The sequence below is a fragment of the Limnospira sp. PMC 289.06 genome, from assembly GCF_032350395.1.
GTDB lineage: Bacteria > Cyanobacteriota > Cyanobacteriia > Cyanobacteriales > Microcoleaceae > Limnospira > Limnospira platensis.
On record NZ_JARPLC010000002.1, the window covers coordinates 39875 to 64057 of the forward strand.

The 24183-nt window shown below is 45.2% G+C and carries 23 protein-coding genes; 12 read left to right on the forward strand and 11 right to left on the reverse strand.

Going from position 1 to position 24183, the window contains the following annotated elements; translation table 11 throughout:
* Positions 1–139: 139 nt before the first annotated feature.
* The 4 genes from P5674_RS00960 to P5674_RS00975 form a co-directional block, all read right to left on the reverse strand.
* The gene (locus P5674_RS00960) at positions 140–532 is read right to left on the reverse strand and encodes a PH domain-containing protein (RefSeq protein WP_006617144.1); all 393 of its coding nucleotides are present in this window, start codon (positions 530–532) and stop codon (positions 140–142) included.
* Entirely contained in the window at positions 504–893 is a 390-nt protein-coding gene (gene rnpA / locus P5674_RS00965) for a ribonuclease P protein component (RefSeq protein ID WP_006617143.1), read from the reverse strand. Before rnpA ends, P5674_RS00960 begins: the two co-directional genes overlap by 29 nt.
* A gap of 176 nt (positions 894–1069) precedes the next feature.
* Complete coding sequence (gene rpmH, locus P5674_RS00970) at positions 1070–1207, reverse strand: 50S ribosomal protein L34 (protein WP_006617142.1); 138 nt, start codon at positions 1205–1207, stop codon at positions 1070–1072.
* 132 nt (positions 1208–1339) lie between these two features.
* Positions 1340–1855, reverse strand: a complete 516-nt coding sequence (locus tag P5674_RS00975; RefSeq protein ID WP_006617141.1) for a DUF2808 domain-containing protein — start codon at positions 1853–1855, stop codon at positions 1340–1342.
* A 479-nt stretch (positions 1856–2334) separates the two neighbouring features.
* Between P5674_RS00975 and P5674_RS00980 the strand changes: the two genes are divergently transcribed.
* The 3 genes from P5674_RS00980 (at position 2335) to P5674_RS00990 (ending at position 5298) form a co-directional block, all read left to right on the forward strand.
* Entirely contained in the window at positions 2335–3480 is a 1146-nt protein-coding gene (locus P5674_RS00980; protein ID WP_006617140.1) for a Re/Si-specific NAD(P)(+) transhydrogenase subunit alpha, read from the forward strand.
* Positions 3481–3595: 115 nt separating this feature from the next.
* On the forward strand, positions 3596–3892 hold the full coding sequence (locus P5674_RS00985) for an NAD(P) transhydrogenase subunit alpha (RefSeq protein WP_006617139.1): 297 nt from the start codon (positions 3596–3598) through the stop codon (positions 3890–3892).
* A complete protein-coding gene (locus tag P5674_RS00990) occupies positions 3889–5298 on the forward strand; it encodes an NAD(P)(+) transhydrogenase (Re/Si-specific) subunit beta (RefSeq protein WP_006617138.1) in 1410 nt (469 codons plus the stop codon). The genes P5674_RS00985 and P5674_RS00990 overlap by 4 nt, the downstream gene beginning before the upstream one ends.
* Before the next feature lie 61 nt (positions 5299–5359).
* On the opposite strand, the gene P5674_RS00995 is transcribed toward P5674_RS00990, so the two are convergent.
* Positions 5360–6001, reverse strand: coding sequence for a ParA family protein (locus P5674_RS00995; protein ID WP_014277482.1), 642 nt, complete (start codon positions 5999–6001; stop codon positions 5360–5362).
* Positions 6002–6134: 133 nt separating this feature from the next.
* Entirely contained in the window at positions 6135–7214 is a 1080-nt protein-coding gene (gene mnmA, locus P5674_RS01000) for a tRNA 2-thiouridine(34) synthase MnmA (RefSeq protein WP_006619139.1), read from the reverse strand.
* Positions 7215–7432: 218 nt separating this feature from the next.
* Between mnmA and P5674_RS01005 the strand changes: the two genes are divergently transcribed.
* From P5674_RS01005 to P5674_RS01045, 9 genes are all read left to right on the forward strand, one after another.
* Entirely contained in the window at positions 7433–7801 is a 369-nt protein-coding gene (locus P5674_RS01005) for a hypothetical protein (protein WP_006619138.1), read from the forward strand.
* The gene (locus P5674_RS01010) at positions 7794–9212 is read left to right on the forward strand and encodes a GMC family oxidoreductase N-terminal domain-containing protein (RefSeq protein ID WP_006619137.1); all 1419 of its coding nucleotides are present in this window, start codon (positions 7794–7796) and stop codon (positions 9210–9212) included. The genes P5674_RS01005 and P5674_RS01010 overlap by 8 nt, the downstream gene beginning before the upstream one ends.
* 39 nt (positions 9213–9251) lie before the next feature.
* Complete coding sequence (locus P5674_RS01015; protein ID WP_315669723.1) at positions 9252–11381, forward strand: hypothetical protein; 2130 nt, start codon at positions 9252–9254, stop codon at positions 11379–11381.
* On the forward strand, positions 11374–12432 hold the full coding sequence (locus P5674_RS01020) for an NAD-dependent epimerase/dehydratase family protein (protein ID WP_006622035.1): 1059 nt from the start codon (positions 11374–11376) through the stop codon (positions 12430–12432). The genes P5674_RS01015 and P5674_RS01020 overlap by 8 nt, the downstream gene beginning before the upstream one ends.
* Positions 12432–12998, forward strand: a complete 567-nt coding sequence (locus P5674_RS01025; RefSeq protein ID WP_006622036.1) for an ElyC/SanA/YdcF family protein — start codon at positions 12432–12434, stop codon at positions 12996–12998. The genes P5674_RS01020 and P5674_RS01025 overlap by 1 nt, the downstream gene beginning before the upstream one ends.
* Complete coding sequence (locus P5674_RS01030; protein WP_152088601.1) at positions 12995–14020, forward strand: NAD-dependent epimerase/dehydratase family protein; 1026 nt, start codon at positions 12995–12997, stop codon at positions 14018–14020. Before P5674_RS01025 ends, P5674_RS01030 begins: the two co-directional genes overlap by 4 nt.
* A 57-nt stretch (positions 14021–14077) precedes the next feature.
* The gene (locus P5674_RS01035) at positions 14078–15118 is read left to right on the forward strand and encodes a UbiA prenyltransferase family protein (RefSeq protein WP_006619132.1); all 1041 of its coding nucleotides are present in this window, start codon (positions 14078–14080) and stop codon (positions 15116–15118) included.
* 714 nt (positions 15119–15832) lie between these two features.
* Positions 15833–16276, forward strand: coding sequence for a hypothetical protein (locus tag P5674_RS01040; RefSeq protein ID WP_006619131.1), 444 nt, complete (start codon positions 15833–15835; stop codon positions 16274–16276).
* 2 nt (positions 16277–16278) lie between these two features.
* Entirely contained in the window at positions 16279–17811 is a 1533-nt protein-coding gene (locus P5674_RS01045) for an N-6 DNA methylase (RefSeq protein WP_006619130.1), read from the forward strand.
* Here the strand turns inward: P5674_RS01045 and P5674_RS01050 are convergent.
* The 5 genes from P5674_RS01050 to P5674_RS01070 form a co-directional block, all read right to left on the reverse strand.
* The gene (locus tag P5674_RS01050) at positions 17804–18331 is read right to left on the reverse strand and encodes a Ycf51 family protein (RefSeq protein WP_006619129.1); all 528 of its coding nucleotides are present in this window, start codon (positions 18329–18331) and stop codon (positions 17804–17806) included. The genes P5674_RS01045 and P5674_RS01050 overlap by 8 nt on opposite strands.
* Positions 18332–18403: 72 nt before the next feature.
* On the reverse strand, positions 18404–19462 hold the full coding sequence (locus P5674_RS01055; protein WP_006619128.1) for an adenylate/guanylate cyclase domain-containing protein: 1059 nt from the start codon (positions 19460–19462) through the stop codon (positions 18404–18406).
* 26 nt (positions 19463–19488) lie between these two features.
* Complete coding sequence (locus P5674_RS01060) at positions 19489–19866, reverse strand: response regulator (protein ID WP_006619127.1); 378 nt, start codon at positions 19864–19866, stop codon at positions 19489–19491.
* Positions 19867–19931: 65 nt separating this feature from the next.
* Positions 19932–22811, reverse strand: a complete 2880-nt coding sequence (locus P5674_RS01065; RefSeq protein WP_152088602.1) for a PAS domain-containing sensor histidine kinase — start codon at positions 22809–22811, stop codon at positions 19932–19934.
* A 47-nt stretch (positions 22812–22858) separates the two neighbouring features.
* Positions 22859–24007, reverse strand: a complete 1149-nt coding sequence (locus tag P5674_RS01070; protein WP_315669725.1) for an AI-2E family transporter — start codon at positions 24005–24007, stop codon at positions 22859–22861.
* Between the last annotated feature and the right edge of the window lie 176 nt (positions 24008–24183).

The window sequence follows — 24183 nt, forward strand, 5'->3', positions numbered from 1 at the left end:
CGTCAATAGTTAACCTAGCTGCTTGATTTTTTATACAAATTTTAACAATTTAGTTCCCCAGGTGGAACTTTTTCCTTCGATCTGATCTTTGCTCATTACCACCCATCAACACTCTCTAGCCTATCAGGTGAATTTGAAGTTACTGACCGATCACACCCGGCGGTCTTCCCTGTTTTTGAGCAATTTTTTCACTAATGTAGTCGTAAAGCTCTCGAAATCTCGGCAAAGCTCTTAGTTCCAGACGGTTACCATTTTTTAGGGTCAGCACCATATCTCCCCAGGCTCCCAGTCCCCTAGGCACTTTCGCCACACTGACAATTTCCGAGTACACCACATCAGTGCGATCGCGTCCCATCCATCCTCCAATCACAGAAACCCGGCGGTTAGTAATACGATAACGCAGCCACAGTGCCCGCACCACCGCTCCCACAGTCAAAGGCAGGCCGATAATTGTAAATCCGATCAGTAAATTTATAATCAGATCACCAATATGGGGCCCGCCTTCATAAAAGCTCTCCTCGCGAATGCCCATGTAAAACCTCTGCTTGTACTAACAACTTTTCTAATTCTCGCAGAATTTCTGCATAATTGCACTCGATCGCCGTTGGCTTCACCACAATCACCACATCCCAACCTGGCGAGATTTTTGGTAATAACTCTCGCAGTCCGGCTCTAATTTGTCGTTTGAGCAGATTTCGTCGCACCGCGCGCTTACTAACCTTCTGACTTATAGAAATACCAAACCGACTCGGTGGGTCTCCTGCATCTATCTCAGGCGGAACTAACCGTTTTAATGCTCTTAGGGTTAAATGAGCAGTTTTACGATGTAGTCCCCTAGTATAGACTGCCTTAAAATCTTTGGGAGCGCGCAGTCGATTTACTTGAGGCAACATTTCGATATTTATTAGTTATAGCAGTTGACACTTAGACCAGCGAGGGTGCATCACCGGGAATAGAACCTAGGGCTAATATCAATCACAGATTGAGTCTATGGTTTGCTTCTCAGGGTTTTGACCACTGCTATAACTATTCCCAAACTCAATTGACCATCTGCTGTGAGTTAACTCCCTTAAACAGATAACCGTGACCGTCCTTTTTGCCGCCGAGACCTAATCACTGCACGGCCATTTCTAGTCCGCATCCGTACCCGAAACCCAGATACTCTTTTTTTCTTACGGCTAGTTCCTTTGAGCGTTTGTTGAGCCATTTGTCTATCCTCCCACAATCAGTGTTAAAATCACAATCCCCTATTTTAGCACATACACCGGCTAAAATTAGAGACATCAGGCGGCGAGTCTAGGAGCCGTTGATGTGATGAACTCAACCGCCCCAGCAGATGTTAATCAATGCTCAGGACCCAAGTACCAACATAGCGCAACAGAGGCACATCACCGGGGCTGCGGACATTAGCATTAAAGTGGAACATCCCACCAAAGGTAGGATTTCTGACGTTGGAGATGACAATTTCCAAGGACTGTCCGGCTGGGATGGGTTCTTCGGGATAGATTTCAATAAAATTGTTTTCGGCATCCCAGATTACCTCCTCTAGGGGAATTGACTGATCACCGATACGAACTTCAATGCGATCTGGGTCAAATCTACCCTCGAAATGTTCAGGATAGGAAATCGAGATCAGAGCCACAGCCATATTTAGCTGTCTCGCCGGAATTCTTAATCTGTAGCGGTCCCAGCGACCAGAGCGGCCACTTTGTAGAAAGAAATTGAGCAAATTCGCCCTTTCCGGTCCACCAAACAAAGTGACACCCGGACCTGATTGCGCCCAAGCTAGGGTCGGAAAAGCTCCCAATAAAAAGCCAGTCATTGTCAAACCAGAAACTAGAGAACGGATTTTCATTGATACAAACTCCTGCGATAAGTGTAACGGCGGTAACAATTTGACTTATGGTTAAAGGATTATTTTTGACATAAAGACAAACCTAAGATATCAATCAATCGGAACAACTACGATTATGATGTCAAACTAGACACTCATTCTGGCACAATCATGATCATTGTGTCGAGTTGCTGTGGTAGCAGTGATTAGCTTGTTGTAGCAAAGGTTGCACATTTTGATTGGCTACTTCAACCCAGACGGCCAGAGAGGTGGGGTGCTGTAATATGGGATGCTTGTCATCAAAAAATGACAAATGTTCTGATGTGACGCACTTTCCCAAGGCAGATCAAATTTCGATCGCTATCATAGAATCCTGTAGGGGCGGGTTTAACTGTCAGCCCTCAATTATCACAAATAAGACTGCTAAACCCACCCAGAACGCGAAAAGATTTTGGTCAAGCCGTCGAAAAGGGACGGAATTTGAGATATAGGAGTTTTTGATGAAAATTGCGATCGCCAAAGAACTGAACGTTAATGAACGCCGAGTGGCTTTGATCCCGGACGTAGTATCTCGTCTAGTTAAACAAGGCTTAGAAATTTATGTGGAAGCCGGAGCCGGGGAAGGGTCTTGTTTTTCGGATGCTCTGTATGAGGAAGCGGGAGCCCAAGTGATTACTGACTCAGCCAAGCTGTGGGGAGAAGCCAATATCCTGCTGAAAGTGAGCCCGCCACAAGAAGAGGAAGTTGGCAAAATGGCAGAGGGAGCAGTATTAATCGGATTTCTCAACCCGTTGGGAGAGCCAGATCTGATCCAAAAATTAAGCGATCGCCGGGTGACAGCTTTCAGTATGGAAATGGTCCCGCGTACCAGTCGCGCCCAAAGTATGGATGCCCTATCTTCCCAGGCTAATATTGCCGGATATAAGGCAGTTCTGATCGCGGCGGCGAATTTGCCTAAATACTTCCCGATGCTGACCACGGCGGCCGGAACTATCCGACCGGCTAAAGTGTTAGTTCTAGGGGCGGGGGTAGCCGGACTACAAGCGATCGCCACAGCACGGCGTTTAGGAGCGATCGTAGAAGCCTTTGATATTCGCCCAGAAGTCAAAGAACAAGTCCAAAGTTTGGGGGCTAAATTCGTAGATGTCACCCTAGACGAAGATACCGTCGCCGAGGGAGGCTATGCCAAAGAAATCTCAGAGCAAGCCAAACAACACACCCAGGAAGTGCTAACCCAGCACGTCGCTGCTTCTGATGTGGTGATTACCACCGCCCAAGTCCCCGGCAAAAAAGCCCCGGTTCTAGTCAACGCTAACATGGTGGCTCAAATGAAACCAGGTTCAGTGATTGTAGACCTAGCGGCCGAACAGGGGGGGAATTGCGAGGGTTCAGAACCAGGTAAAAACATCCAGAAAAATGGTGTCACCATCATGGGACCCATTAACATACCAGGCTCCATGCCTGTTCATGCCAGCGAAGTATATGCTAAAAACCTCTCAGCCTTATTACAACTGATGGTAACTAAGGAGGGAGAACTTGATCTAAACTTCGCAGATGACATCCTCGATGGAGCCTGTGTTACCCACGGCGGCGAAATTCGTTCCCAACGGGTTAAAGAGGCTTTGGGAGTTCCTGTGGGTCAATAGTAAACACCACAGGCATCTCTAGCCTCTTTGTGAGGGGGAAACTGCGGTGGGCGGCCGGGTCACTGGGTAACAGTGACGAACAGCTAGACGCTTTCCAAGCTACTGGAGATATTGAATGACAACAGAAACTCTGATTTCGGCTTTATTTGTTTTTGTCCTGGCATCTTTTGCCGGGTTTGAGGTGATTACGAAAGTACCACCAACCCTACACACGCCCCTAATGTCTGGGGCTAATGCCATCTCAGGAATTGCGGTTTTAGGGGCGATTATTATTGCCGGAGAACAGGATTGGAACATCACGGTGATTCTGGGTATTGTGGCTGTGGTACTGGCTACTATTAATGTTGTGGGTGGCTTTTTGGTTACTGACCGGATGCTGCAAATGTTCAAGAAAAAGGAGGTTAAAGCATGATCGACTTTCTACCAACAGGCATTGAGTTAAGTTATTTGGTGGCGGTAACCCTGTTTTTCTTTGGTCTGAAAAAGTTGGGGTCTCCGGCGACGGCTCGCAATGGGAATATATTGGCATCTATTGGGATGTTAATTGCGATCGTGGCTACGCTTCTTAATCAGCAGGTTCTCAACTACGGCACAATTCTGATAGCGATCGCCATAGGTTCGGCTATTGGTGGCATCGCCGCCTATAAAGTCGAAATGACTGATATGCCTCAGATGGTCGGTTTGTTTAACGGTCTCGGTGGTGCCGCTTCTTCTATGGTGGCTGTAGGCGAGTTCTGGCGCTATTTAGCTACCTCTGATGCTCCCCCCCTACCAACTACTGTTACAGCGGTGTTAGGGGTTCTAATTGGCGGTGTCACCTTCACCGGCTCCCTCATCGCTTTCGCCAAACTGCAAGGGATTATGAGTGGCTCTCCGATTCTGTTTCCCTTGCAACAACCCTTTAACCTAGCCCTGTTAATTAGCTTTGTTGGGGCAAGTGTTTATATCTGTGTACAACCCTTCAACGTCCCGGTTTTCCTGGCTTTAGTGGGCATTTCTCTGGTGCTGGGAGTGCTTTTTGTTATCCCTATCGGTGGCGGAGATATGCCGGTGGTGATTTCCCTGTTAAACTCATTCTCAGGGTTAGCTGCTAGTGCGGCGGGTTTTGTGGTGATGAATAACCTGCTGATCATTGCTGGGGCTTTGGTGGGTGCTTCTGGTATTATCCTTACGGTGATCATGTGTAAGGCGATGAACCGCTCGATTACCAACGTCCTATTTGCTGGGTTTGGTACAGGTGAAGGTACAGCGGCAGCGCCTAGCGCTTCTGGTGGTGCAACCAATCAGAGTGTTCGCAATATCGACCCGGAAGAAGGGGCGATGATGTTGGGGTATGCTCGTTCTGTGGTGATTGTTCCGGGTTATGGCATGGCTGTAGCTCAAGCACAGCACTCGGTTAAGGAACTGGTGGATATGCTAGAATCCTTGGGGGTGGATGTGAAATATGCAATTCACCCGGTGGCGGGACGGATGCCGGGACACATGAACGTTCTGTTAGCCGAGGCGAATGTTCCCTATCCGCAGTTGTATGATATGGATGACATCAACCCCCAATTTGAACAGACTGATGTGGCTCTGGTGATTGGGGCTAATGATGTGGTTAACCCGGCGGCGCGGGAAGATAAAAATAGCCCGATCTACGGAATGCCGATTCTGGATGTAGATAAAGCCAAGCATACTATTGTGATTAAGCGTGGTATGAGTACGGGTTTTGCTGGGGTTGATAATGATTTGTTCTACAAGGACAAAACTATGATGCTATTTGGCAGCGCTAAGGATATGGTTGCTAAGTTGGCTTCTGAGGTTAAACAACTCTAGGCTTTTCCAATAATTTCCGGTTCTACTGACATCCTTCGAGTCCCATGGACGGCGGGGGATGTCAGTCTGTATTGGGGTTTGATGTTAGGCTTCTCAGGAGTTCGGCTACGACGCGGCGATAGTCTGATGCTGCTTCTCTGGCATTTTTGCTGCGAGACCGAATAATGGAAACGCCTTCTAGGGGACAGCGTTCATGGGCTTTGTAGGAGCGAATAAAATTCTGGAAAACTGGAATACCTGATTCCCGCAAGGACTTTTGAGCCTCAAAAGCATCTCCAATACTGCGGGGGTCAACTTTGGTGAGCAGGACTTTATAATCAATGTTGATGGGGGCGACACGATCGCGTACAGTAGCCATTAAGGCTACTAAATCCATGGGTGCGGCTTGGCTGGGTAAAATTAGATAATCAGCTACCTGGACTACGGCGGCTAGGGATTCGGATTTCAAGGCTGGGGGGGTATCAACGACAATCATTTGGACTTGTTGAACTTTCCTTAGCTGTTTCAGGAGACTAGGATTGGTTTCTTCTGAGACATCAAAGGGCATTTCTCCCTGTTCAACCCACCACATAGCGGAACCCTGGGGGTCTGTATCTACTAGGAGGGTGGAGAAGTTGCTCGAAAGTATAGCAGCGAGATTGACGGCGGTTGTGGTTTTACCAACTCCACCTTTCCCATTGGCGATCGCTAAAATTGTCGGCATTCTATCTGAATCGGATAACTTGCTTAGAAAACATAACACGAAAGGTGGTTTGGTAGCGAACAAGATGCGATCGCCTCCCCGTACCAGAAAGCCCCAAGATAGGGAGAACAAGCCTCTATTTTGGGGTTATGGGTTAAGTGGTCTGACGTTCAATCACGCCGCCACCTAGGAGCAAATCTTCGGAGTACCATACAGCCGCCTGACCAGGGGTAATTCCGAAAATAGGCTCATCAAAAATCAGTCGGACTCTGGTGCCAATTTGGGGGTCTGGTTCGGAAGATAAAGGAACCACGGTTACGGGTAATGGCTTACTGCGATAACGAATTTGTACCTCGGCGCGGATAGGTTCAGAGGGCGGCGCAATAGATACCCAATTAACGCGCCTAATGGTGCATTCGGTTTGAGTCATACGATCGCGATCGCCAACTACTACCCGATTTCGTCCGGGGTCAATACTCAGGACATATAATGGCTCAGGTGCAGAAATTCCCAAACCTCGGCGTTGACCGATAGTATAGTGGTGGATGCCATCATGTTCTCCTAAAACCCGACCTTCAGGATCGACAATTTCGCCTTTTTTCCCAGTAATATATTTATCCAAAAAGGCGCGCATAGAACCATTAGCCTCGACCAAACAGAGGTCTTGGCTTTCGGGTTTATCAGCAGTTTTGAGGTTATACTGAGCGGCGATGCGTCTAGTTTCGGATTTCGGGACTTCTCCGAGGGGAAAAACCACAGCGCCTAGTATATCCTGAGTTAAATCATAGAGAAAATAAGACTGATCCTTAGTGCGATCGACGGCGCGTTTTAACTGATGGCGATCGCATTGTGAATTATAGGAAACCCTAGCATAGTGACCAGTAGCGATGCGGTTAATATTTAACTCCGTAGAAGCATAACCCAGCATCGGGCCAAACTTAACGGCACGATTACACTGGGAACAGGGTAAAGGAGTAATCCCCGCCCCATATCCTTCGACCAAATAATCAATAATATGGGTTTGGAACAGATCGCGGCTATCGACAATATAATGGGGAATGCCAAGCTGTTCGCAGATATGGGCTGCATCCACCATACCCTCGGAACAGCATTGACCCTTACCCCGCATTAACCATAGGGTTAACCCCACCACCTCATATCCTTGGTGATGCAGAATAGCCGCGGCTGCGGAACTATCAACCCCTCCTGAAAGACCAACAACAATTTTTTGCATTTAAATTATCGCCTCTACCAATTCCACCCGTCGCGACACGACTAGACTATATGTTATCAGATCTAAAGTAGTAGTAGGCTCGCGCTCAGGGAAACTCCCCCACCGTCAAACCCTATAAACGGGGTTTCTGTGCTAAATATCGGTAAGGAAACATAGTTGTTGAGTTTCGTGGCGATCGCCAATTAAGTTTTAAGCAGGAGTGAATCGAATTGATAGCCATGACGAAACTATTTAATAGTACCGCCTCCGCCCTCTGTTACTCAATTATTTACGATCGCACCCCCACGGAGGAAACCCGCGAATTTTATCATAATGATGTCGTGCGATTTGTCCTCGAACAACATCGCCGAATGCCGGATTATCTGCAATTTCCCATCTGGCTATTAACCGTTATTTTCGACTGCTGGGGATGGCTAAACGCCTCACCCTTTCATCGTCAACCCCACCAGCTTCGTCGCCAACAAATCGAAGCCTGGAAAAATTCCCCTTTTAGTCCCTGTCGGGATTTGATGCGCTTTTATGAGAGTTTAGTGGTACTGTGTTGGCAATCTTTGGTTAATTCCAATCAATGCGATCGCCATGTTTGAACCCCAGTCCTGTGAAATTGCCGTCATTGGTTCCGGTCCTGGAGGTGCAATTACCGCCTGTTTATTAGCCGAAGCCGGACGGGATGTGCTACTTATCGAAGAAGGGGCTTTTCTTCCCCTAGAGTCCTGTGCGCCCTTTTCCCAGGAAGAAATGGTGCAGAAATATCGCCATGGCGGGTTAACAGCAGCCCTAGGAACCCCCAAAGTGCAATATGTCGAAGGTCGCTGTGTGGGGGGAGGTAGCGAAATCAACAGCGGGCTGTACCATCGAACCCCGCCGCAGGTATTGGAGAGGTGGCGGACTGAGTTTCAGGTGGAAGGTTTAGGGGATGCTGACCTATTACCCCATTTTCAAGCCTGCGAAGAGGCTGTTACTGTCTGTCCCCTACCGGGAAAACCCCCCGCCGCCTCTCTGAAACTCCACCAAGGGGCTATCAAGTTAGGCTGGGAGTCCCTAGAAGTGCCGCGCTGGTTTCGCTATGAAACCCAGGATGACCCGAATTTGCCACCCAAGGGAAAGCGCCAGTCAATGACTAAAACCTTTATTCCTCGCGCGTTACGGGCGGGGTGTAGGTTGCGCTCAGAGACGCGAATTAACCGAATTGGTCGCCGGGGTCAAAAGTGGACTCTGTGGGCTAATACGGGCGAAATTGAGGCGGAAACGGTGTTTATCTGTGGCGGGGCTATCCAAACCCCGGCTTTGTTGCGGCGCAGTGGGATTACTGAAAATATTGGTAATTCTCTACAACTGCATCCGACGGTTAAGGCGATCGCCCAATTTTCCGAACCTGTTAACGCCCTTGATATGGGGGTTCCCGTCCATCAGGTTAAGGAGTTCGCCCCCCGGTTCAGTTTTGGCTGTTCGATTAGTTCCCCCCCTTACCTGTCGGTGGGAATGGTGGATCATCCTGAGTATATGGGGGAGGTACACCGCCACTGGGAAAATATGGCGATTTATTATGCCATGATTACCGCCTCCGGTCGGGGGTCGGTGCGTACTCTCCCCGGTTTTCGCGATCCTTTGGTGCGCTATCGCCTCACGGGTGAGGATTTGCGGGATTTGGGTGACGGCTTGCGGAAGTTGTCTCAACTGCTATTTGAGGCGGGGGCGATCGCCGTTTATCCCAGTTTGTCGGGGTTTGGGCGGTTGAAGGGAGACGATGGCGATCGCATCCCCGAAATTCTCCCGGCGGCGAGTACCAATTTGATGACGGTTCATCTGTTTTCTTCCTGTCCTATGGGGGAAAATCGCCGCCTTTGTGCGGTCGATTCCTTTGGCAAAATTCATGGCTTTGACAATCTTTATATTGCTGATGGAAGTCTGTTATGTACCGCCCCTGGCGTGAATCCTCAAGGGTCGATTATGGCGATCGCTCGACGGAATGCGTTAAAATTTTTAGACCAACTTTAGCCGGTCAACAATTGCCAACTGCCAAAAATGTTCTGATTTATGCCATCAATAATGTTGTCAATTCCCCGGAAAATAACAATTAGATCAACCACAGCACTCTACCTGATTCCGGTTTTAATTTTAATTGCTTTTGTGATTATCTACGGCGTGAGAGTTCCCCTCTGGGATGAATGGGCGATCGCCACCATCTTTGAGAAAATAGCCCAGGGAAAAGCTGGGTTAAGCGATTTTGCCGAAATGTACAATGATCATCGCTACTTTTTCCTGAGATTAATTATCGTCCCCTTGGCATTTATTTCCGGTTGGGAGAAGATTTATGAAATCTTAATCGGGGTGTTATTTGCCATCCTTAACGGGATGTTAATTGTCAAAATTTCTCGCCAATGTTATCCAGATATTTCGCACTCCCGCCAATTCCACATTATTAATGGTCTATCCTGTCTGATTCTGTTTTCCCTAGGACAGTATCAAAATTGGCTGTGGGGATTACAATTGGGGATATTTCTAGTTAATCTGTGTGTGACAACTTCTCTCTGGGTTCTCAATTCACCGCCAGCCAAAAATAGCCTAATTTTGGCGACTCTACCCATCCTCATTGCCAGCTTCACATTAGCCCAAGGCATTATAGCATGGTTGGCGATTTTACCCACAGTTTTTTTAAGCCATACTCCCATCAAATCAGGATTAAAAAACAGCCTGATATGGCTAGGATTATTTGCCATTACTACCGCCGTTTATTTGCTGGGATATGACAGCAACAATCCCAGCAACTTTAACCTGTTGTATCTGCTCAATCATCCAGTGTTCTGGGTGCGGTTTTTTGTCACCCTATTAGGAGCGCCTCTAGGTTTCTATTCTGTGCCATTAGCCAATATTTTGGGGGTTTTGGTATTATTCAGCTTTGGGGGTGCGATCGCCTGGGGATATCAAAAAAACGGGTTCCAATTTTTAAAAACTGTCGCCCCCTGGATTAGTTTAGCATTGTTCGCCTTACTATTTGCAGCCATTACCACTTTTGGCAGGGTTGAAGCCGCATTATTTACCGATTTAGGGTTAGATTTTGCTTTGGGTTCCAGATATATCAGCAATTCCCTCTTTTTGTGGGTAGCGGTGTTACAAATTGGGTTATATTTCGCCAATGGAGAGGTTCCCCTTCTTCCCGGTAAACGGGGATTAACTGGTGTAGCGATCGTGATAATTTTTCTAACCGCAATTAATTCAGTATATGCCATTAACGAAGGTCAAGAATATCGGCAAATTTCTCAGCAGATAACCAGATGTCTGAAGGTGATCCAAGTTTGGGACGATCGCTCTCCTCACTGCTGGCACTGGTTTGAAATTATCCCCTCTCGCGATCGCTTTAAACAAACAGCGATCGTCTTAAATGATTTGGGATTTATTGACAGTCCTCAACTACAATTTATCAAGAGTTCCGAAAATTATGGTGCGATCGTCTGGGACAATTCCCCAGGTGTGTTTTCCCAAAACCATGAAAATGGCTGGATTATATTGCACGGAAAATTACAACTTAATCCCCAGCTAGTTAATGACAATAATCAGCTGATGATACTTTCCAGGTCTTCAGAAGCCACAGCAATTTCTTACCCAGAGATTGACCAACATTTTTTTGGGGCTGCCATAGAAACAGCAGTTTTTAATCTGTATGAAAATACATCAATTCAAGCATGGATCAAGATAGGGGAATCCTCAGAATTACTACCTTTGGCGGGAGAAACTCAGATTAAAGTAGTTCTTGATGGCATCCCTAACCCCGGCTTTAACCGCCAACCTGAAAGCATTTACGGCTATATTAACCCCCCCCTCGCCACCTTAACTTTCAACCCCGGCGATCGCTTTATGCTAAACGGTTGGGCGGCGTTTGGCGATCGCGACCAACAACCCGATCGCGTCTTTTTTTCATATAGCGACCAGGACTTTTTCTTCGCCGACACTGCGATCGATTTGGAAACCCCCCAGGTGGCCGAATATTTCCATAGCGATCGCTACTCAAAATCTGGTTGGATCGCTGAACTTTCCGCGCCGGATATTCCCCCCGGAGAAACCACTATTCACGCTTGGGTTTATGATCCTGATAGGGGGGAGTTTGTCACCCTACAACGAGAAATTCCGTTAATTATTCTAGGAGGACCAGAGAGAGACCATGAGTGATCTAGTTTTAGTTACAGGTGCATTAGGCTGGTTGGGATTCAGTTTGGTCAAAGCCCTAGTTAAAGGACTCCCAGATATTGAGGCTTTTTCCCAACCCAGAAATAATCAGATTATTCGCTGTCTAATTTTACCCGGTCAAGACCCCGAAATTTTGAAAAACCTCTCCGATAAAATTGAAGTGATTGTCGGAGATTTGCGAAATCCCCAAGACTGCGATCGCTTTTGTGAAAATGCGAATCATGCCATTCTATTTCATACCGCCGGAATCATTCACCCTCCGCGCGTTTCCGAATTTTATCATATAAATGTCAACGGAACCCAAAACCTGTTAAATTCCGCCGTCACCAATCGCGTCAAAAGGGCTGTGATTGTCTCTTCTAATTCTCCCTGTGGTTGCAATCCCCACCCCGATCATTTATTTGATGAAAAATCCCCCTACCATCCCTATATGAATTATGGCAAATCCAAAATGCTGATGGAGTTAGCCGTTATGTCCATGCAGGAATCAGGAAAAATAGAAACCGTTATCGTCCGTCCGCCCTGGTTTTACGGGCCAAACCAACCCCCCCGACAAACCCTATTTTTCCAAATGATTCGGGATGGAAAAGGTCCCATTGTAGGAGATGGAAATAATTTGCGATCGATGGCTTATATAGACAATCTCTGTCAAGGACTTTTGCTATCAGCCGAATCCGAAAAAGCCAACGGTGAAACCTACTGGATAGCCGATAATCGCCCCTATTCCATGAATGAAATTATCGATACAGTCGAGAAACTGCTAGAATCCGAATTTAACCAAACTTGCGCCCACAAACGTTTAAAATTACCCGGAATTACCGGAGATATTGCCACCTTAGTTGATGGCACTTTGCAGAGTTTAGGATTATATCAGCAGAAAATTCATGTATTATCAGAAATGAATAAAACTATCGCCTGTTCCGTCGCCAAAGCCCAACGAGAATTAGGCTATTCTCCTACAGTTTCCCTAGAAGAAGGAATGCGTCGTAGTCTGAAATGGGTGTTCGAGAATTACCGAGGAATTGATAACTAATGGCTGATTATATCATCGTAACCGAGGGATTAACCGCTACAGAAGCCACTGCAGCCGTCGATAACTTATCCCCTTATTTTAAAGCCGTAATCTGTCAGTTAGCCGCCGATGCTGAACCCAATTCTCGCGTGTTTGTTGCGCCTGGTAATCCCTTCGGACATTCCCAATCTGAGGAAGATTATGCCGGGGAATTTCTCCAGCAATTGCGCCCAGATTTACAGGTTTTAGTTCCCCAAAATGTCCGAGATAAAACCTATTTAGATACCTTTGATAATGCGCGGGTATTGCGTTATTGGTTAAAGCAGGAAAAATATTGGCCCCTATACTCAGTAATTTTATACTGCAATAAACCCCACAGTTTCCGAAGTCGGATAATGTTTAAATCCTGCGATTTTCCCGTGCAAAAAGTAGTAGGTTGTCGTCCAGAAAAGGTTGATAATTCTATGGCGATCGCCCCCCGATTATGGTTTTATAATTATCCGCCGATCCAATTCCTTTACGAATTGGCGACATTAGTTTACGATGCTGGCAGAGTCATTATTTGGAAGGTTAGCGGTAGTCCATGAAACATCTGGTAACAGGGGGTTCTGGCTTTTTAGGAAATCTGATCGCCCGTCGGTTGTCGCAACGGGGAGAAGAAGTCAAAATACTTGATATTTGGGAAGATCCCACTCGCCCCCAGGATATTGAATATATTAACTGCGATATTCGCGATCGCCAAGGTGTCGCCGCCGCCATGAAAGGCGTTGATATCGTTCATCATAATGTGGCTTTAGTCCCCCTTACCAAGTCGGGAAAGAAGTTTTGGGAGGTGAATGTCGAAGGGAGTCGTATCGCCGCTGAGGAAGCCGCTCAAGCCGGGGTGAGCAGTTTTATTCACATGAGTTCTAGTGCCTTATTTGGCGACCCTCAATGTCCCATTACTAACCAAACTCAACCCCAGCCGGTGGAAATTTACGGACGCGCAAAATTGGCGGGAGAATTAGCAGTCCGTCAAGTTTGCGATCGCCAAGGTTTACCCTTAATTGTCATCCGCCCTCGGACTATTTTGGGCGAGGGAAGGTTAGGCATTTTTCAGATTCTATTTGAGTGGATTAAAGAAGGGCGAAATGTCTACGTTATCGGGGATGGAAATATCAAATTCCAGTTTATTCATGCTCTGGATTTAATGGACGCTTACCTATTAGCCTTGGATTTAGGGAAACCGGGAATTTATAATGTCGGAAGCGATCGCTTTGGCACTCTGCGGGAAGGTTTGGAACATTTAATTAGCTATGCCGCCACTGATTCTCAGGTAAAAAGTCTCCCCACTACCTTGACAATTGGCACCTTGAGACTATTAGATATTGTCGGTTTAAGCCCCCTCGCACCCTGGCATTATCTCACCTATCATAAAGAGTTTTATTTCGATGTTCAACCCCTGTTAAATTTGGGCTGGCAACCCCAATACTCTAATGATGAAATGTTCCAGGAAAGTTACGATTGGTTCCAGCAAAACTATGATAAAATTCAGGCAGAAAAAGCAGGTTCCGCGCACCGTAAACCAGTTAAAGAAAAAATTCTTTGGTTGCTCAAACAGTTGTCTTAACTGTTATAATTATCATATCCGGCTGAATCAAGGGGTGTAATTAAACCTAAATTTCCTATGAAAATTAAACCGAAATATGCTAGAGTATCTAATCCCAATTCTGCGGAAGTTTCCCCAGACAAATCGGGGGGAATTGGGGATATAATCAAGCTACTGCGTCCCCACCAGTGGACTAAAAATCTGTTCTGTTTGGCGGGGGTAATTTTTGGGGGTCAGTTAGGAGAAATAAATGCGATCGCCAACGGCATTTTAATGGTCGTCCTGTTTTCCATGATGGCATCAGCCGTCTATATTTTCAACGACATTCAAGACATCGATCGCGATCGCCAACATCCCAAAAAGCGATTTCGTCCCCTCGCCAGCGGACGGGTACAATTAACAACCGCCAGAGCGATCGGCATCTTTTTAATCACCCTTTCTCTCATCGGTTCTTACCATCTGGGAATCCCCACCTTTTCCTGTCTCTTATTGTATGCAATTAACAATGTCGCCTATTCCCTAAAACTCAAAAATATTCCCCTTTTTGATGTCAATTGTATCGCCTTCGGTTTCGTCCTCCGTCTCCTCGCCGGAATTTACGCCGTCGGAGACACCCCCACCGCTTGGATTACCCTTTGTACCTTCTTTTTAACCCTATTTCAAGGTTTCGCCAAAAGGCGATCGGAACTCCTCTCTCTCCTCCACAAACAAAACCCCATCGAATCCCTAGAAGAATTATCCCCAGACTCCCTGTATCCCACCCCAAAACAGTCATATATCCAACTATTTTATCAACGCGGTCAAAAGAATCAACAGCGCCCGGTTTTATGCCATTATACCCTACCCTATCTCGACTCTTTGATTAACAGTACAGCCACCATGACCATCATGTGTTATTCTCTATTTACCATCAGTTCCGGTAAAAACACTTCCTTAGTCATCACCGTTCCCATTGTCTATTATGCAGTAATGCACTACAAACGGATCGTCACAGTTTTAGCAGCCGGAGAAGAACCAGATCGCATTTTAATCGAAGATAACAGCATTAAAATCAGCCTATTTCTGTGGCTAGTTTCCTATTTAGCGATCGTCTATTTTGACCTGCATATTTTTCTTTAATATCACCCATGCTAGAAACCCGATTTCTTTAGATTGCCGAGGGTGATCAATCTGTTGTATAATTAGTTAGCTGTAAATCAGGTTTGGGAATTATGGCTAAATGTCCAATCTGTGAAACCAAATACACAGAAAACGAGGTCGAAACCTGTACCGTATGCGGTTATGACCTGACCTCGCTAATTACAACTGCCATAGGGGAACCACCCCCGTCAGTAATTTCCAACACGCCACTATATTGGCGGTGCCCCCTCGAATGGTCGAGTGTGGAATGGTCTGCATATCTATGTTGAAAATTTAGTTAACCTTTTGGAATCCAGAGACAAAAGGGTGGTGCGGGGCGGTTCGTGGTGCAGCTTTCCGGGTTACTGTCGTTGTGCCTACCGCGACTGTATTGACCCGGCAGACAGCAGTTACGGTTTCCGGGTGTGCTGTTCCCTCCCGGAGACTCTTCGCCCTTAACTATATTACCCTGTTTTACTGTGATCAGTGTTATCCGCTATGCAAGCCTTAACCATAAAAACTCTGTGTTCTGAAGCCGAAAGATTTTCCATCTTAGAATCTCAACATCTATAACCTTCACTTTATGGAATTACAGATGGTAAAAAGGTAGGGACTTACTTAGAGCAAAAATTTAGACACTACCTCAAAAATAATTATGATTTTAGAGAAGGAAATTCAGCCATTGGTATTGATTTCCCGGAACTTCAAGTTGATATGAAAGTGACGAGTATCAAACAGCCTCAGTCATCCTGTCCTTTCAAGTCAGCTAGACAAAAAATTTTTGGTTTAGGATATTCTCTATTAGTGTTTGTTTACGACAAACTAGATCATCATGACAATCAAACTGCTAATCTAAAGATTCTGAATGTGATCTATGTGCAATCAGAGAAAACAGCCGATTTTCAAATGACTCGCGGGATTCGTGAAATTTTGCACAATGAAGGAAATGTTGATGATTTAATTGCGTTTATGTGGGATAGAAATCTCCCCGTTGATGAAATTGAAGCCATAAATATTGCCGAAGAAATCATGGCTAATCCTCCTGAACTTGGGTTTTTGACAATTTCCAATGCTTTACAATGGAGATTACAGTATAGAAGAGTGATTGAACGTGCAGGTCAAGAAGATGGTATAATTACCGTTTATCGTTTTGAGTAGCCATGTCCGTTATCAAAAGCAAATTAACAATAGAATATGGAGATTTTCAAACTCCTATAGAGTTAGCGGAACGAATTTGCCAAAAATTGTCAAGTTTAGGGGTTAATCCAGATTTGATTGTGGAACCCACCTGTGGTGTCGGTAATTTCATTGTGGCATCGATTCAACAGTTTAAGTCGGCTGCAAAAATTGTCGGATTAGAGATTAACCCTGATTATATTAAAGCAGCTAAAAATAGTCCAATTATTAAACATGATCAGCGAGTTATTTTGCACCATGGAGATTTGTTAAATTTCCCGTTGTCAAACTTGGAACAGTCGGGGGAAATCTTGGTTATAGGTAATTTGCCTTGGATTACCAATTCACAACAAGGGTTAATATCGGGTAATAATTTGCCGCAAAAAAGCAACTTTCTCGGATATAAAGGATTAGATGCTTTAACTGGAAAAAGCAATTTTGACCTATCGGAATGGATGCTTATTCAAATTATTGAATGGTTGCAGAATTATGAACATAGCTATCTGGGGATGGTTTGTAAAACTTCTGTTGCCAGAAAAATTTTATACTATTTGCACGATCGCCAAAAAAATGTATGTCAATTTTCCACCTATAGAATTGATGCTAAAAAGTATTTTAATGCGGCGGTTGAATCATGTTTTGTATTCTGTGAATTTTCGGGTAAATTAAAACGCTATTTTTGTGATATTTTCCCCAGTCTGGAAAGTGCAGATTTCCAGAGGATTGGTTTCTCTCATAATCGGCTGATTGCGGATATGGTCACTTTTCAAAAACTGAGTTTTCTTTATTCCGAAACTCAGCCCTTGATTAAATGGCGATCGGGAATTAAACATGATTGTGCCAAAATTATGGAACTTCGTCAAGTTAATAATGATCTGGTGAATGGTTGGGGAGAAAAAGTTAACCTGGAGGATGATTATATTTTTCCACTTTTGAAAGGTTCAGATATTGCTAATGGGAAGATTAGCCAAACTGATAAATATGTCCTGGTTACTCAAAAATCTCTGGGTGAAGACACAGCTTTAATTAAACACCATGCGCCCCAAACTTGGAATTATCTTGAACAGAATGCGGCGAATTTAGATGGTCGCCAAAGCAAAATTTATCAAAATCATCCTCGTTTTGCTATTTTTGGGGTAGGAGACTATACCTTTAAACCTTGGAAAATCGCGATTTGTGGGCTTTACAAAAAACTAGAGTTTCAATTGATAAGTCCCCTGAAGGGAAAACCTGTTTTATTTGATGATACGGTTTATTTTTTGAGCTTCGACACTGAACCGGAGGCGATCGCAGTATTTCAAATACTCACTTCTGCTGAGGCGATCGCTTTTTATAATTCACTGATTTTCTGGGATGAAAAAAGACCCATCAAAACCAGCATTCTCAATTGTTTAAATTTACATCCGAGGCTATCACCCCTGCTAGAAACCCGATTTCTCAAAGAAACCCGGTTTCCTTCCCCCCACCATGTAGATAGACGAGGAATTGGGGGGGGAATTGGGGGGGGAATTAGTTAGTAGCTTCGCGGACTGTTTGAAGGTGATTGAGACTTTCTTGATTAATAGCGATCGCCACATCTCCTTGATTATCAAAACCAGATACCCGTTGGACCCGTCCCAAAAAAATCGGTTCCGAAACCCCAGGTTGAGGGTGAACAATAGTTCTAGCGCGGATAACTAAAGGCATTTGTCCTGCGCCGCCGCGACCGGGTGAATACAGGTCACTAGCAGCCTGTTGGAGAGTCGCCTCTAGTTGAGTCTCAGTAATATCTGGAGCCACAGCAATCACAATTTGACGAGCGCCATCATCAAACACCCTAGTATAGCGGACGGCTCCAGGAATTTCAACCCGCTGAAATAATCCCAACCCCAAAGCGAAAACGCCGCCAGCGAGGACTCCGGTAAAAGCAGTTATCCCCACTAGGCGAAAACGAATGCCCCAGTTTAGCACAAAAGCCACAACAGTTAATGCCGCGAAAGCCAGGGTAGCGATACCCAGCCACTTAGAAAAATCGAGTAATTCAGGGGTAGTCAACATGGTAAGTCCTGTCCGAGACCAAAAGATTAATAAACCGTCATCTATCAACTGTTAATCATCAACGCTCACCTGTCAAGGCTTTTTCATAATCAGAAAATAGGTATTCATTTCCCCCTTTCCTTTCACGTCAATGAGACCTCTGGGTTCAAACTCATAACCATGGCGAAGACGTTGATAGGTAGTTTCAGTCACTTGAATTTTCCCCGCCAACCCATGAGACTCCATGCGGTTAGCAGTGTTGACAGTATCCCCCCACAAATCATAAGCAAATTTGCGAGTTCCAATCACCCCCGCCTCTACCGGACCCGTATTGATACCCATTCTCATAGTCAGAGTTTCCCCTGGTTTGAGGGTAAAATTTACCACAATCTTTTGCATTTCCAAAGCCATATCAGCGATCGCCTCGGCATGGTCTGGTCTTGGGGTAGGGAGTCCCCCCACCACCATATAAGCATCACCGATAGTTTTAATCTTTTCGAGTCCGTAATTTTCAGCCAACTGGTCAAAAGCCGAAAAAATTTGATTAAGAATTTCCACCAATTCAGCCGGGGAGAGATTAGCCGAGAGTGTAGTAAAATTGACAATATCAGCAAATAATACAGTCACATCAGCGAAACTATCAGCGATGGTACTTTCTCCCTGTTTTAACCGTTGTGCGATCGGTGCAGGAAGGATATTGAGCAATAACCGTTCCGACTTTTGTTGTTCCGCCGCCAACTTTTGCAGATAGGCTTGTTCTTGGTCTCGCAGGCGTTTTTTTTCTAAACAAGCATTAATTCTAGCCCGCAGTAGAACATGATTAAAAGGTTTAGATAGATAATCCTCTGCACCGAGTTCAATACACCGAACAATGCTATCAATATCATTAACCGCCGAAATCATAATCACGGGAATATGGCGCAATTGGAGATCTGCCTTGAGGGACTCCAGCACCTGATAGCCGTTCATTTGTGGCATCATAATATCCAACAATACCAGATCCAGGGGTGTCGATCGCATAATTTTCAAGGCTTCAAAGCCATTAGAAGCCACCAGCACATCGTAACCTTGTTTTTGTAAACGTCGAGCCAACAGGTCACGATTGATTTCATTATCATCAACGATCAATACAAGATCCGGGTTACCATTCATCTAAACTTAGAACTGACAGATGGATATCACGAAGTCGCCTTATTTTTCAGGTGAGTCTCAATTTTCTCAAGTAAGCGGGGGAATTCCACTGGTTTAGTGTCATAATCATCACAGCCAGCAGCGAGACATTTTTCGCGATCGCCAGCCATAGCATGGGCTGTGAGGGCAATCACTGGAATTTCCTTAGTTTTAGTATCTGCCTTAATTTCGCGGGTCGCCTGCCATCCATCTTTAATGGGGAGACTCATATCCATTAAAATCAAATCCGGTGCTTGTGTTTGGGCTAAATTGACCCCTTCTGCCCCATCTTCAGCAATTAAGACATCATAACCCTTCCGACTCAAGCGCCTTTTGAGCATATCGCGATTCATTTCATTATCTTCTACCAATAGAATCTTAGCCATGATCTAATTTTAAGGTTGAGGGTTTTACCAGTTATCTTTTCTGAAAAAGCCAGGAAACTACCCAGTTAATTCTCGCTCAAACAGCCTTCAGTATAAGCATCAACTGCTGAATACTCTTCTGGATCTTGGGTTGTAGCGATCGCCTCTGAGGTTTTCACCTTGACTCGGGTAGGGATGACCACCTTAAAGGTTGACCCTTCTCCCAGTGTACTCTGTACTTGAATATTACCTCCCATCATTTGACAGAAGCGATCGCTAATAGCCAGTCCCAAACCAGTTCCCCCATAGCGTCGAGTCGTCGAGGCATCCCCCTGGGTAAATGGCTGAAACAGTTGTTCTTGTTGTTCGGCACTCATACCGATTCCCGTATCATGAACTTTAAATTCTACGACCGAACCCGACTCTTGGCTATAGGGGAGGGAGGATACACGAGAGACCTCTATCTTAATTTTCCCATCAGTTGTAAATTTCGCAGCATTACTGAGCAAATTCAGTAAAATCTGTCTAACCTTAGTCACATCAGCATACATAATCCCGATATTGTCAGGACAATCGACGGTGAGGGTGTTATTATTTTTTGACATCAGCGGTTGAGCCGTACCCATAACACTTTCTAGGAGACCCGAAACATCAAAAGCCTCTACAAACAGGTCCATCCGCCCCGCTTCAATTTTAGAGATATCCAGGATATCATTAATCAGAGTCAGTAGATTTTTGCCCGCAGTATAGATCCGTTCTAGGTCGGGGACAATATCTTCATATCCTAGTTCTTCGGCTTCCTCCAATAAAATCTCGCTATAGCCGATAATGGCATTGAGGGGAGTACGCAATTCATGGCTCATATTAGCCAAAAATGTACTTTTTGCCCGGTTAGCGGTTTCGGCGGCTTCCTTGGCGCGTTCTAAGGCTTCTGCTGCCCTTTTTCCTTCGGTGATATCTTCGACAGTTCCTTCATAACAAACCAGTTCCCCGATAGCGTCAAAAACGGCTCTGGCATTTTCCGAAATCCAGATAGTTGTCCCATCTTGCCGATATACTTGAGATTCAAAGCCTGATATAACTGAACTTTTGGCGATCGCTGCTACAAATTCCGCCCGTCGGGTAGGTTTAACATAAAGCTGGGTGCTAACATCGGTCAAATTGGCGATTAAATCCTCCGGTGAGTCATACCCCAAAATCCTAGCTAAAGCCGGGTTAGCGCTAATATAGCGACCGTCTGGGGTAGTTTGACAGATACCCTCAGCCGCGTTTTCAAAGATACTGCGATATTTAGCCTCTGTTTGTCGTAGCACTTCTTCCGTGCGTCGCCTTTCGATAGTGTTAGAAAACATTTCTCCCACCATTTTCAGGAGGCTAATAGTATCGGAAGATAAGGTATCCAAAGAGCTGAGGCTATCAAAGCGCAAAAAGCCTACTAAAGATTTGCGACAGACCAGAGGAATAATCGTCAGAAATTGCAGTTGATGCTGGATATATTCTGGATGTTCATAACCGACCAATCCAGTATCTTGATGGAATTTTTCTAGAGATTGCAGATCCTTAATAATGTCCCCAGACAAATTGGCTGATTTAATATGGACAACCTCATATTTTTTCAGCCATGAAATAATCCCAGGAATCACCTGGGGATTAAGTTGATTTGATGTGACTTTGACTTGATTTTTAACCACCGAAACCAAATCTAAGGGTTCATTTTCTGACGACTCAGATACCAGGTTATTTTCGGCTTTAATAGACATCAAAGTAGAGCGCCAGTCGTAGATAGATTGGCTTTGATGTTCTGGGTCAGAAAATAGATAAATATAGCTTCTATCTACTCCGATAAAATTGCTGATTTTTTGTAAGGATTCTTGAATACCCGCATCAATTTCCTCGGTATTTAGACTAATAAAATAGGTGGATAGATTCGTGATTAGCTGTTCAAATTCTACCCGATTTTGTAGGGCTTTTTCGACTCTTTTACGTTCGGTAATATCCCGGAAACTCCAAACCCTACCCACCAGTTTATTTCCGACTTTAGAAGGGTGAGAATATACCTCAAAAATCCTCCCATCCTTAAATTCTACCACATCATAGGTAGGGATGTAGGGTTGGGCGGACAGTTGCATGATAGTTTTCAGAAACTGGGGGGGGTTTTTCAATTGTCGCATCACAAAAGCTAAAGTTGAGCGATTTTGATGAGGGTTAAGGAATGATTCGGGTACCTCCCACATTTGCACAAACTTTTGATTAAAATGGCAAACTTGACCGTAGCGATCTAGGGCTAAAATTCCCGCGTCCGTTGAGTCAAAAGTTGCTTGTAACATGGACAAAGAACGGGCGGCTTCTTGTTCGGCTTGTTGGCGATCGCTAATATCAAAAAACACTAAAACGGTTCCCACCCAAGCATCATTTTCTACAATCGGGTTGAGAATGTAGGAAACTGGTAAAAATTGACCATCACGACAGGCTAAATAATCTTGCTTAGATTTAGGAGGTGCTAACAGGTTTTCCGGGGACGGGGAACATTTCTGACTTAGGTGAGATGGAAATTGCTGGGGAAATTGTTGTAAATGGGGAGCAATCAATTTAAACAAATCTTGACCGGCGAGTTCGGACTCAGACCAGCCCAAAAGTTGTTCGGCTTTGGGATTCATCGATAGGAGATTTCCCTGAGCATCTAATATACATAATCCCGCACCGAGGGAACCAATTACCGCCTGGAGGCGATCGCGTTCTGCTTCTAACCGCGCTTCTGACTGTTGGCGTTGACGTTCATATTTTTCGAGCATTTCCTCCGAAGAAAATGTCAGAGTTTGCGCCGCCAAATCCCGTTGTTGATCGGCGGCGCGATAACTGGAACTAACCTTTTTTAAAAACTCCCGCCAAGCCTTGGGGTCTGATGGCGGCGTGTCCATTTGAAAGCCGATTTCTTGGAGTTGTTGTTGAAGCAGAGGGTGGATCATGGTTCATAATTCAAAAATGGGGACTTATGTTGATGCTAGGTGAGAAATCAAGGAGCGTCTAAATTGGAATCTAAGATTACCCCAGAGGGATGGTCGGAGACAGAGCCTTGGGGGTAAGTTAGTTGTTGTTCGGCTAGGCGTTTGGGTTCTAAATACAAGTTTTCCACTAAGGCTGCAATTCCCGCACACCAAGGGGGAACTATCAACGCCCCAATTAGCCCTAAAAGCTGCACCCCTGCTAACACTGATAAAAGCTGATATAGGGGGTGTACACCTACTGAAGACCCCACCAATAAGGGATCGAGAACGTAGGTTTCCAGGTTCTGCACGATTACATACAGTAGTAACACCCAAAAAAATAAAAATCCACCTTTGGCTAGGGCTACCACGAGGGCGGGAATTGCTCCTAAAATTGGACCTAGGAAGGGGATTAAATTGGTAAACCCGGCGATCGCACCCAAACCTAGAGCATAGTCTTTTAGCCCTAAAAATCCTAAACAGGTAGTAATGCTCACCCCTAATATGGCAGATACAATTAATCTGCCTCTAATATAACTGCCGATGCGACGACCTACGGGCACAGCTTGGGCGGCTAGGCGATCGTTCCACGGGTATGGGAACAATTGTACAAAACTTTTGACCAGAGTTTTGCTATCTGCTACCATATAGCCGGAGACGAATAGTGATAGAATCAGACTAAATACCCCTCCGACAATACCTCTGGTGATTCCGTAGGATCTGAGAATTAATTGCTGAGATGAGCGGATGACCCAGTTGGTCAGGGATTGGGTATCTACTAGGCGATCGATTAAGGCGGGGATATCTTCCCCCAGACTGCTGGCGATATTACTGACTAGATCGAGGCTGCGTTCGGCGAAAATTGGCAACTGGCGCACTAACAGGTTAATTTGATCAACGACACTCGGACCGATGATTAAACCTAATCCGGTAATGCCACCAATTAGGGTTAAATATACTACAATCACGGCTAACCAGCGGGGCATTTTCAGGGATTGCACCCAGTTAACTAAGGGAATGATGGAGGCTGCTAATACTACTGAAATCATGATCAGGATAATTAATCCCTGAAGTTGCCATAATAAAACTAATAGTAAAACAGAACCAATAATCAAGGGAACATTGGAAACTGACAGGGTGATATGTCTTTCCTGTCTGGGAGGGTTTTGTTCGCTCATCTTAGCGGTTAATTGTGTGAGTTAATCACAGATAAGGGGTTGACAGTGTTTTGATTTTAGTAGATTTCTGAACTAGATCGCCGCTGTCTGGGTGATTATTCTTGAGTCGCCGTAAATCCGGGAACTTTTGACGATAGATTCATGATCGATATAGTATCTACTAGGAAAATTATATT

Coding starts and splice junctions, on each gene's coding strand:
- P5674_RS00960 (WP_006617144.1), bottom strand. CDS start 532: ATGGGCATTCGCGAGGAGAGCTTTTATGAAGGCGGGCCCCATATTGGT.
- rnpA (WP_006617143.1), bottom strand. CDS start 893: ATGTTGCCTCAAGTAAATCGACTGCGCGCTCCCAAAGATTTTAAGGCA.
- rpmH (WP_006617142.1), bottom strand. CDS start 1,207: ATGGCTCAACAAACGCTCAAAGGAACTAGCCGTAAGAAAAAAAGAGTA.
- P5674_RS00975 (WP_006617141.1), bottom strand. CDS start 1,855: ATGAAAATCCGTTCTCTAGTTTCTGGTTTGACAATGACTGGCTTTTTA.
- P5674_RS00980 (WP_006617140.1), top strand. CDS start 2,335: ATGAAAATTGCGATCGCCAAAGAACTGAACGTTAATGAACGCCGAGTG.
- P5674_RS00985 (WP_006617139.1), top strand. CDS start 3,596: ATGACAACAGAAACTCTGATTTCGGCTTTATTTGTTTTTGTCCTGGCA.
- P5674_RS00990 (WP_006617138.1), top strand. CDS start 3,889: ATGATCGACTTTCTACCAACAGGCATTGAGTTAAGTTATTTGGTGGCG.
- P5674_RS00995 (WP_014277482.1), bottom strand. CDS start 6,001: ATGCCGACAATTTTAGCGATCGCCAATGGGAAAGGTGGAGTTGGTAAA.
- mnmA (WP_006619139.1), bottom strand. CDS start 7,214: ATGCAAAAAATTGTTGTTGGTCTTTCAGGAGGGGTTGATAGTTCCGCA.
- P5674_RS01005 (WP_006619138.1), top strand. CDS start 7,433: ATGACGAAACTATTTAATAGTACCGCCTCCGCCCTCTGTTACTCAATT.
- P5674_RS01010 (WP_006619137.1), top strand. CDS start 7,794: ATGTTTGAACCCCAGTCCTGTGAAATTGCCGTCATTGGTTCCGGTCCT.
- P5674_RS01015 (WP_315669723.1), top strand. CDS start 9,252: ATGCCATCAATAATGTTGTCAATTCCCCGGAAAATAACAATTAGATCA.
- P5674_RS01020 (WP_006622035.1), top strand. CDS start 11,374: ATGAGTGATCTAGTTTTAGTTACAGGTGCATTAGGCTGGTTGGGATTC.
- P5674_RS01025 (WP_006622036.1), top strand. CDS start 12,432: ATGGCTGATTATATCATCGTAACCGAGGGATTAACCGCTACAGAAGCC.
- P5674_RS01030 (WP_152088601.1), top strand. CDS start 12,995: ATGAAACATCTGGTAACAGGGGGTTCTGGCTTTTTAGGAAATCTGATC.
- P5674_RS01035 (WP_006619132.1), top strand. CDS start 14,078: ATGAAAATTAAACCGAAATATGCTAGAGTATCTAATCCCAATTCTGCG.
- P5674_RS01040 (WP_006619131.1), top strand. CDS start 15,833: ATGAAAGTGACGAGTATCAAACAGCCTCAGTCATCCTGTCCTTTCAAG.
- P5674_RS01045 (WP_006619130.1), top strand. CDS start 16,279: ATGTCCGTTATCAAAAGCAAATTAACAATAGAATATGGAGATTTTCAA.
- P5674_RS01050 (WP_006619129.1), bottom strand. CDS start 18,331: ATGTTGACTACCCCTGAATTACTCGATTTTTCTAAGTGGCTGGGTATC.
- P5674_RS01055 (WP_006619128.1), bottom strand. CDS start 19,462: ATGAATGGTAACCCGGATCTTGTATTGATCGTTGATGATAATGAAATC.
- P5674_RS01060 (WP_006619127.1), bottom strand. CDS start 19,866: ATGGCTAAGATTCTATTGGTAGAAGATAATGAAATGAATCGCGATATG.
- P5674_RS01065 (WP_152088602.1), bottom strand. CDS start 22,811: ATGATCCACCCTCTGCTTCAACAACAACTCCAAGAAATCGGCTTTCAA.
- P5674_RS01070 (WP_315669725.1), bottom strand. CDS start 24,007: ATGAGCGAACAAAACCCTCCCAGACAGGAAAGACATATCACCCTGTCA.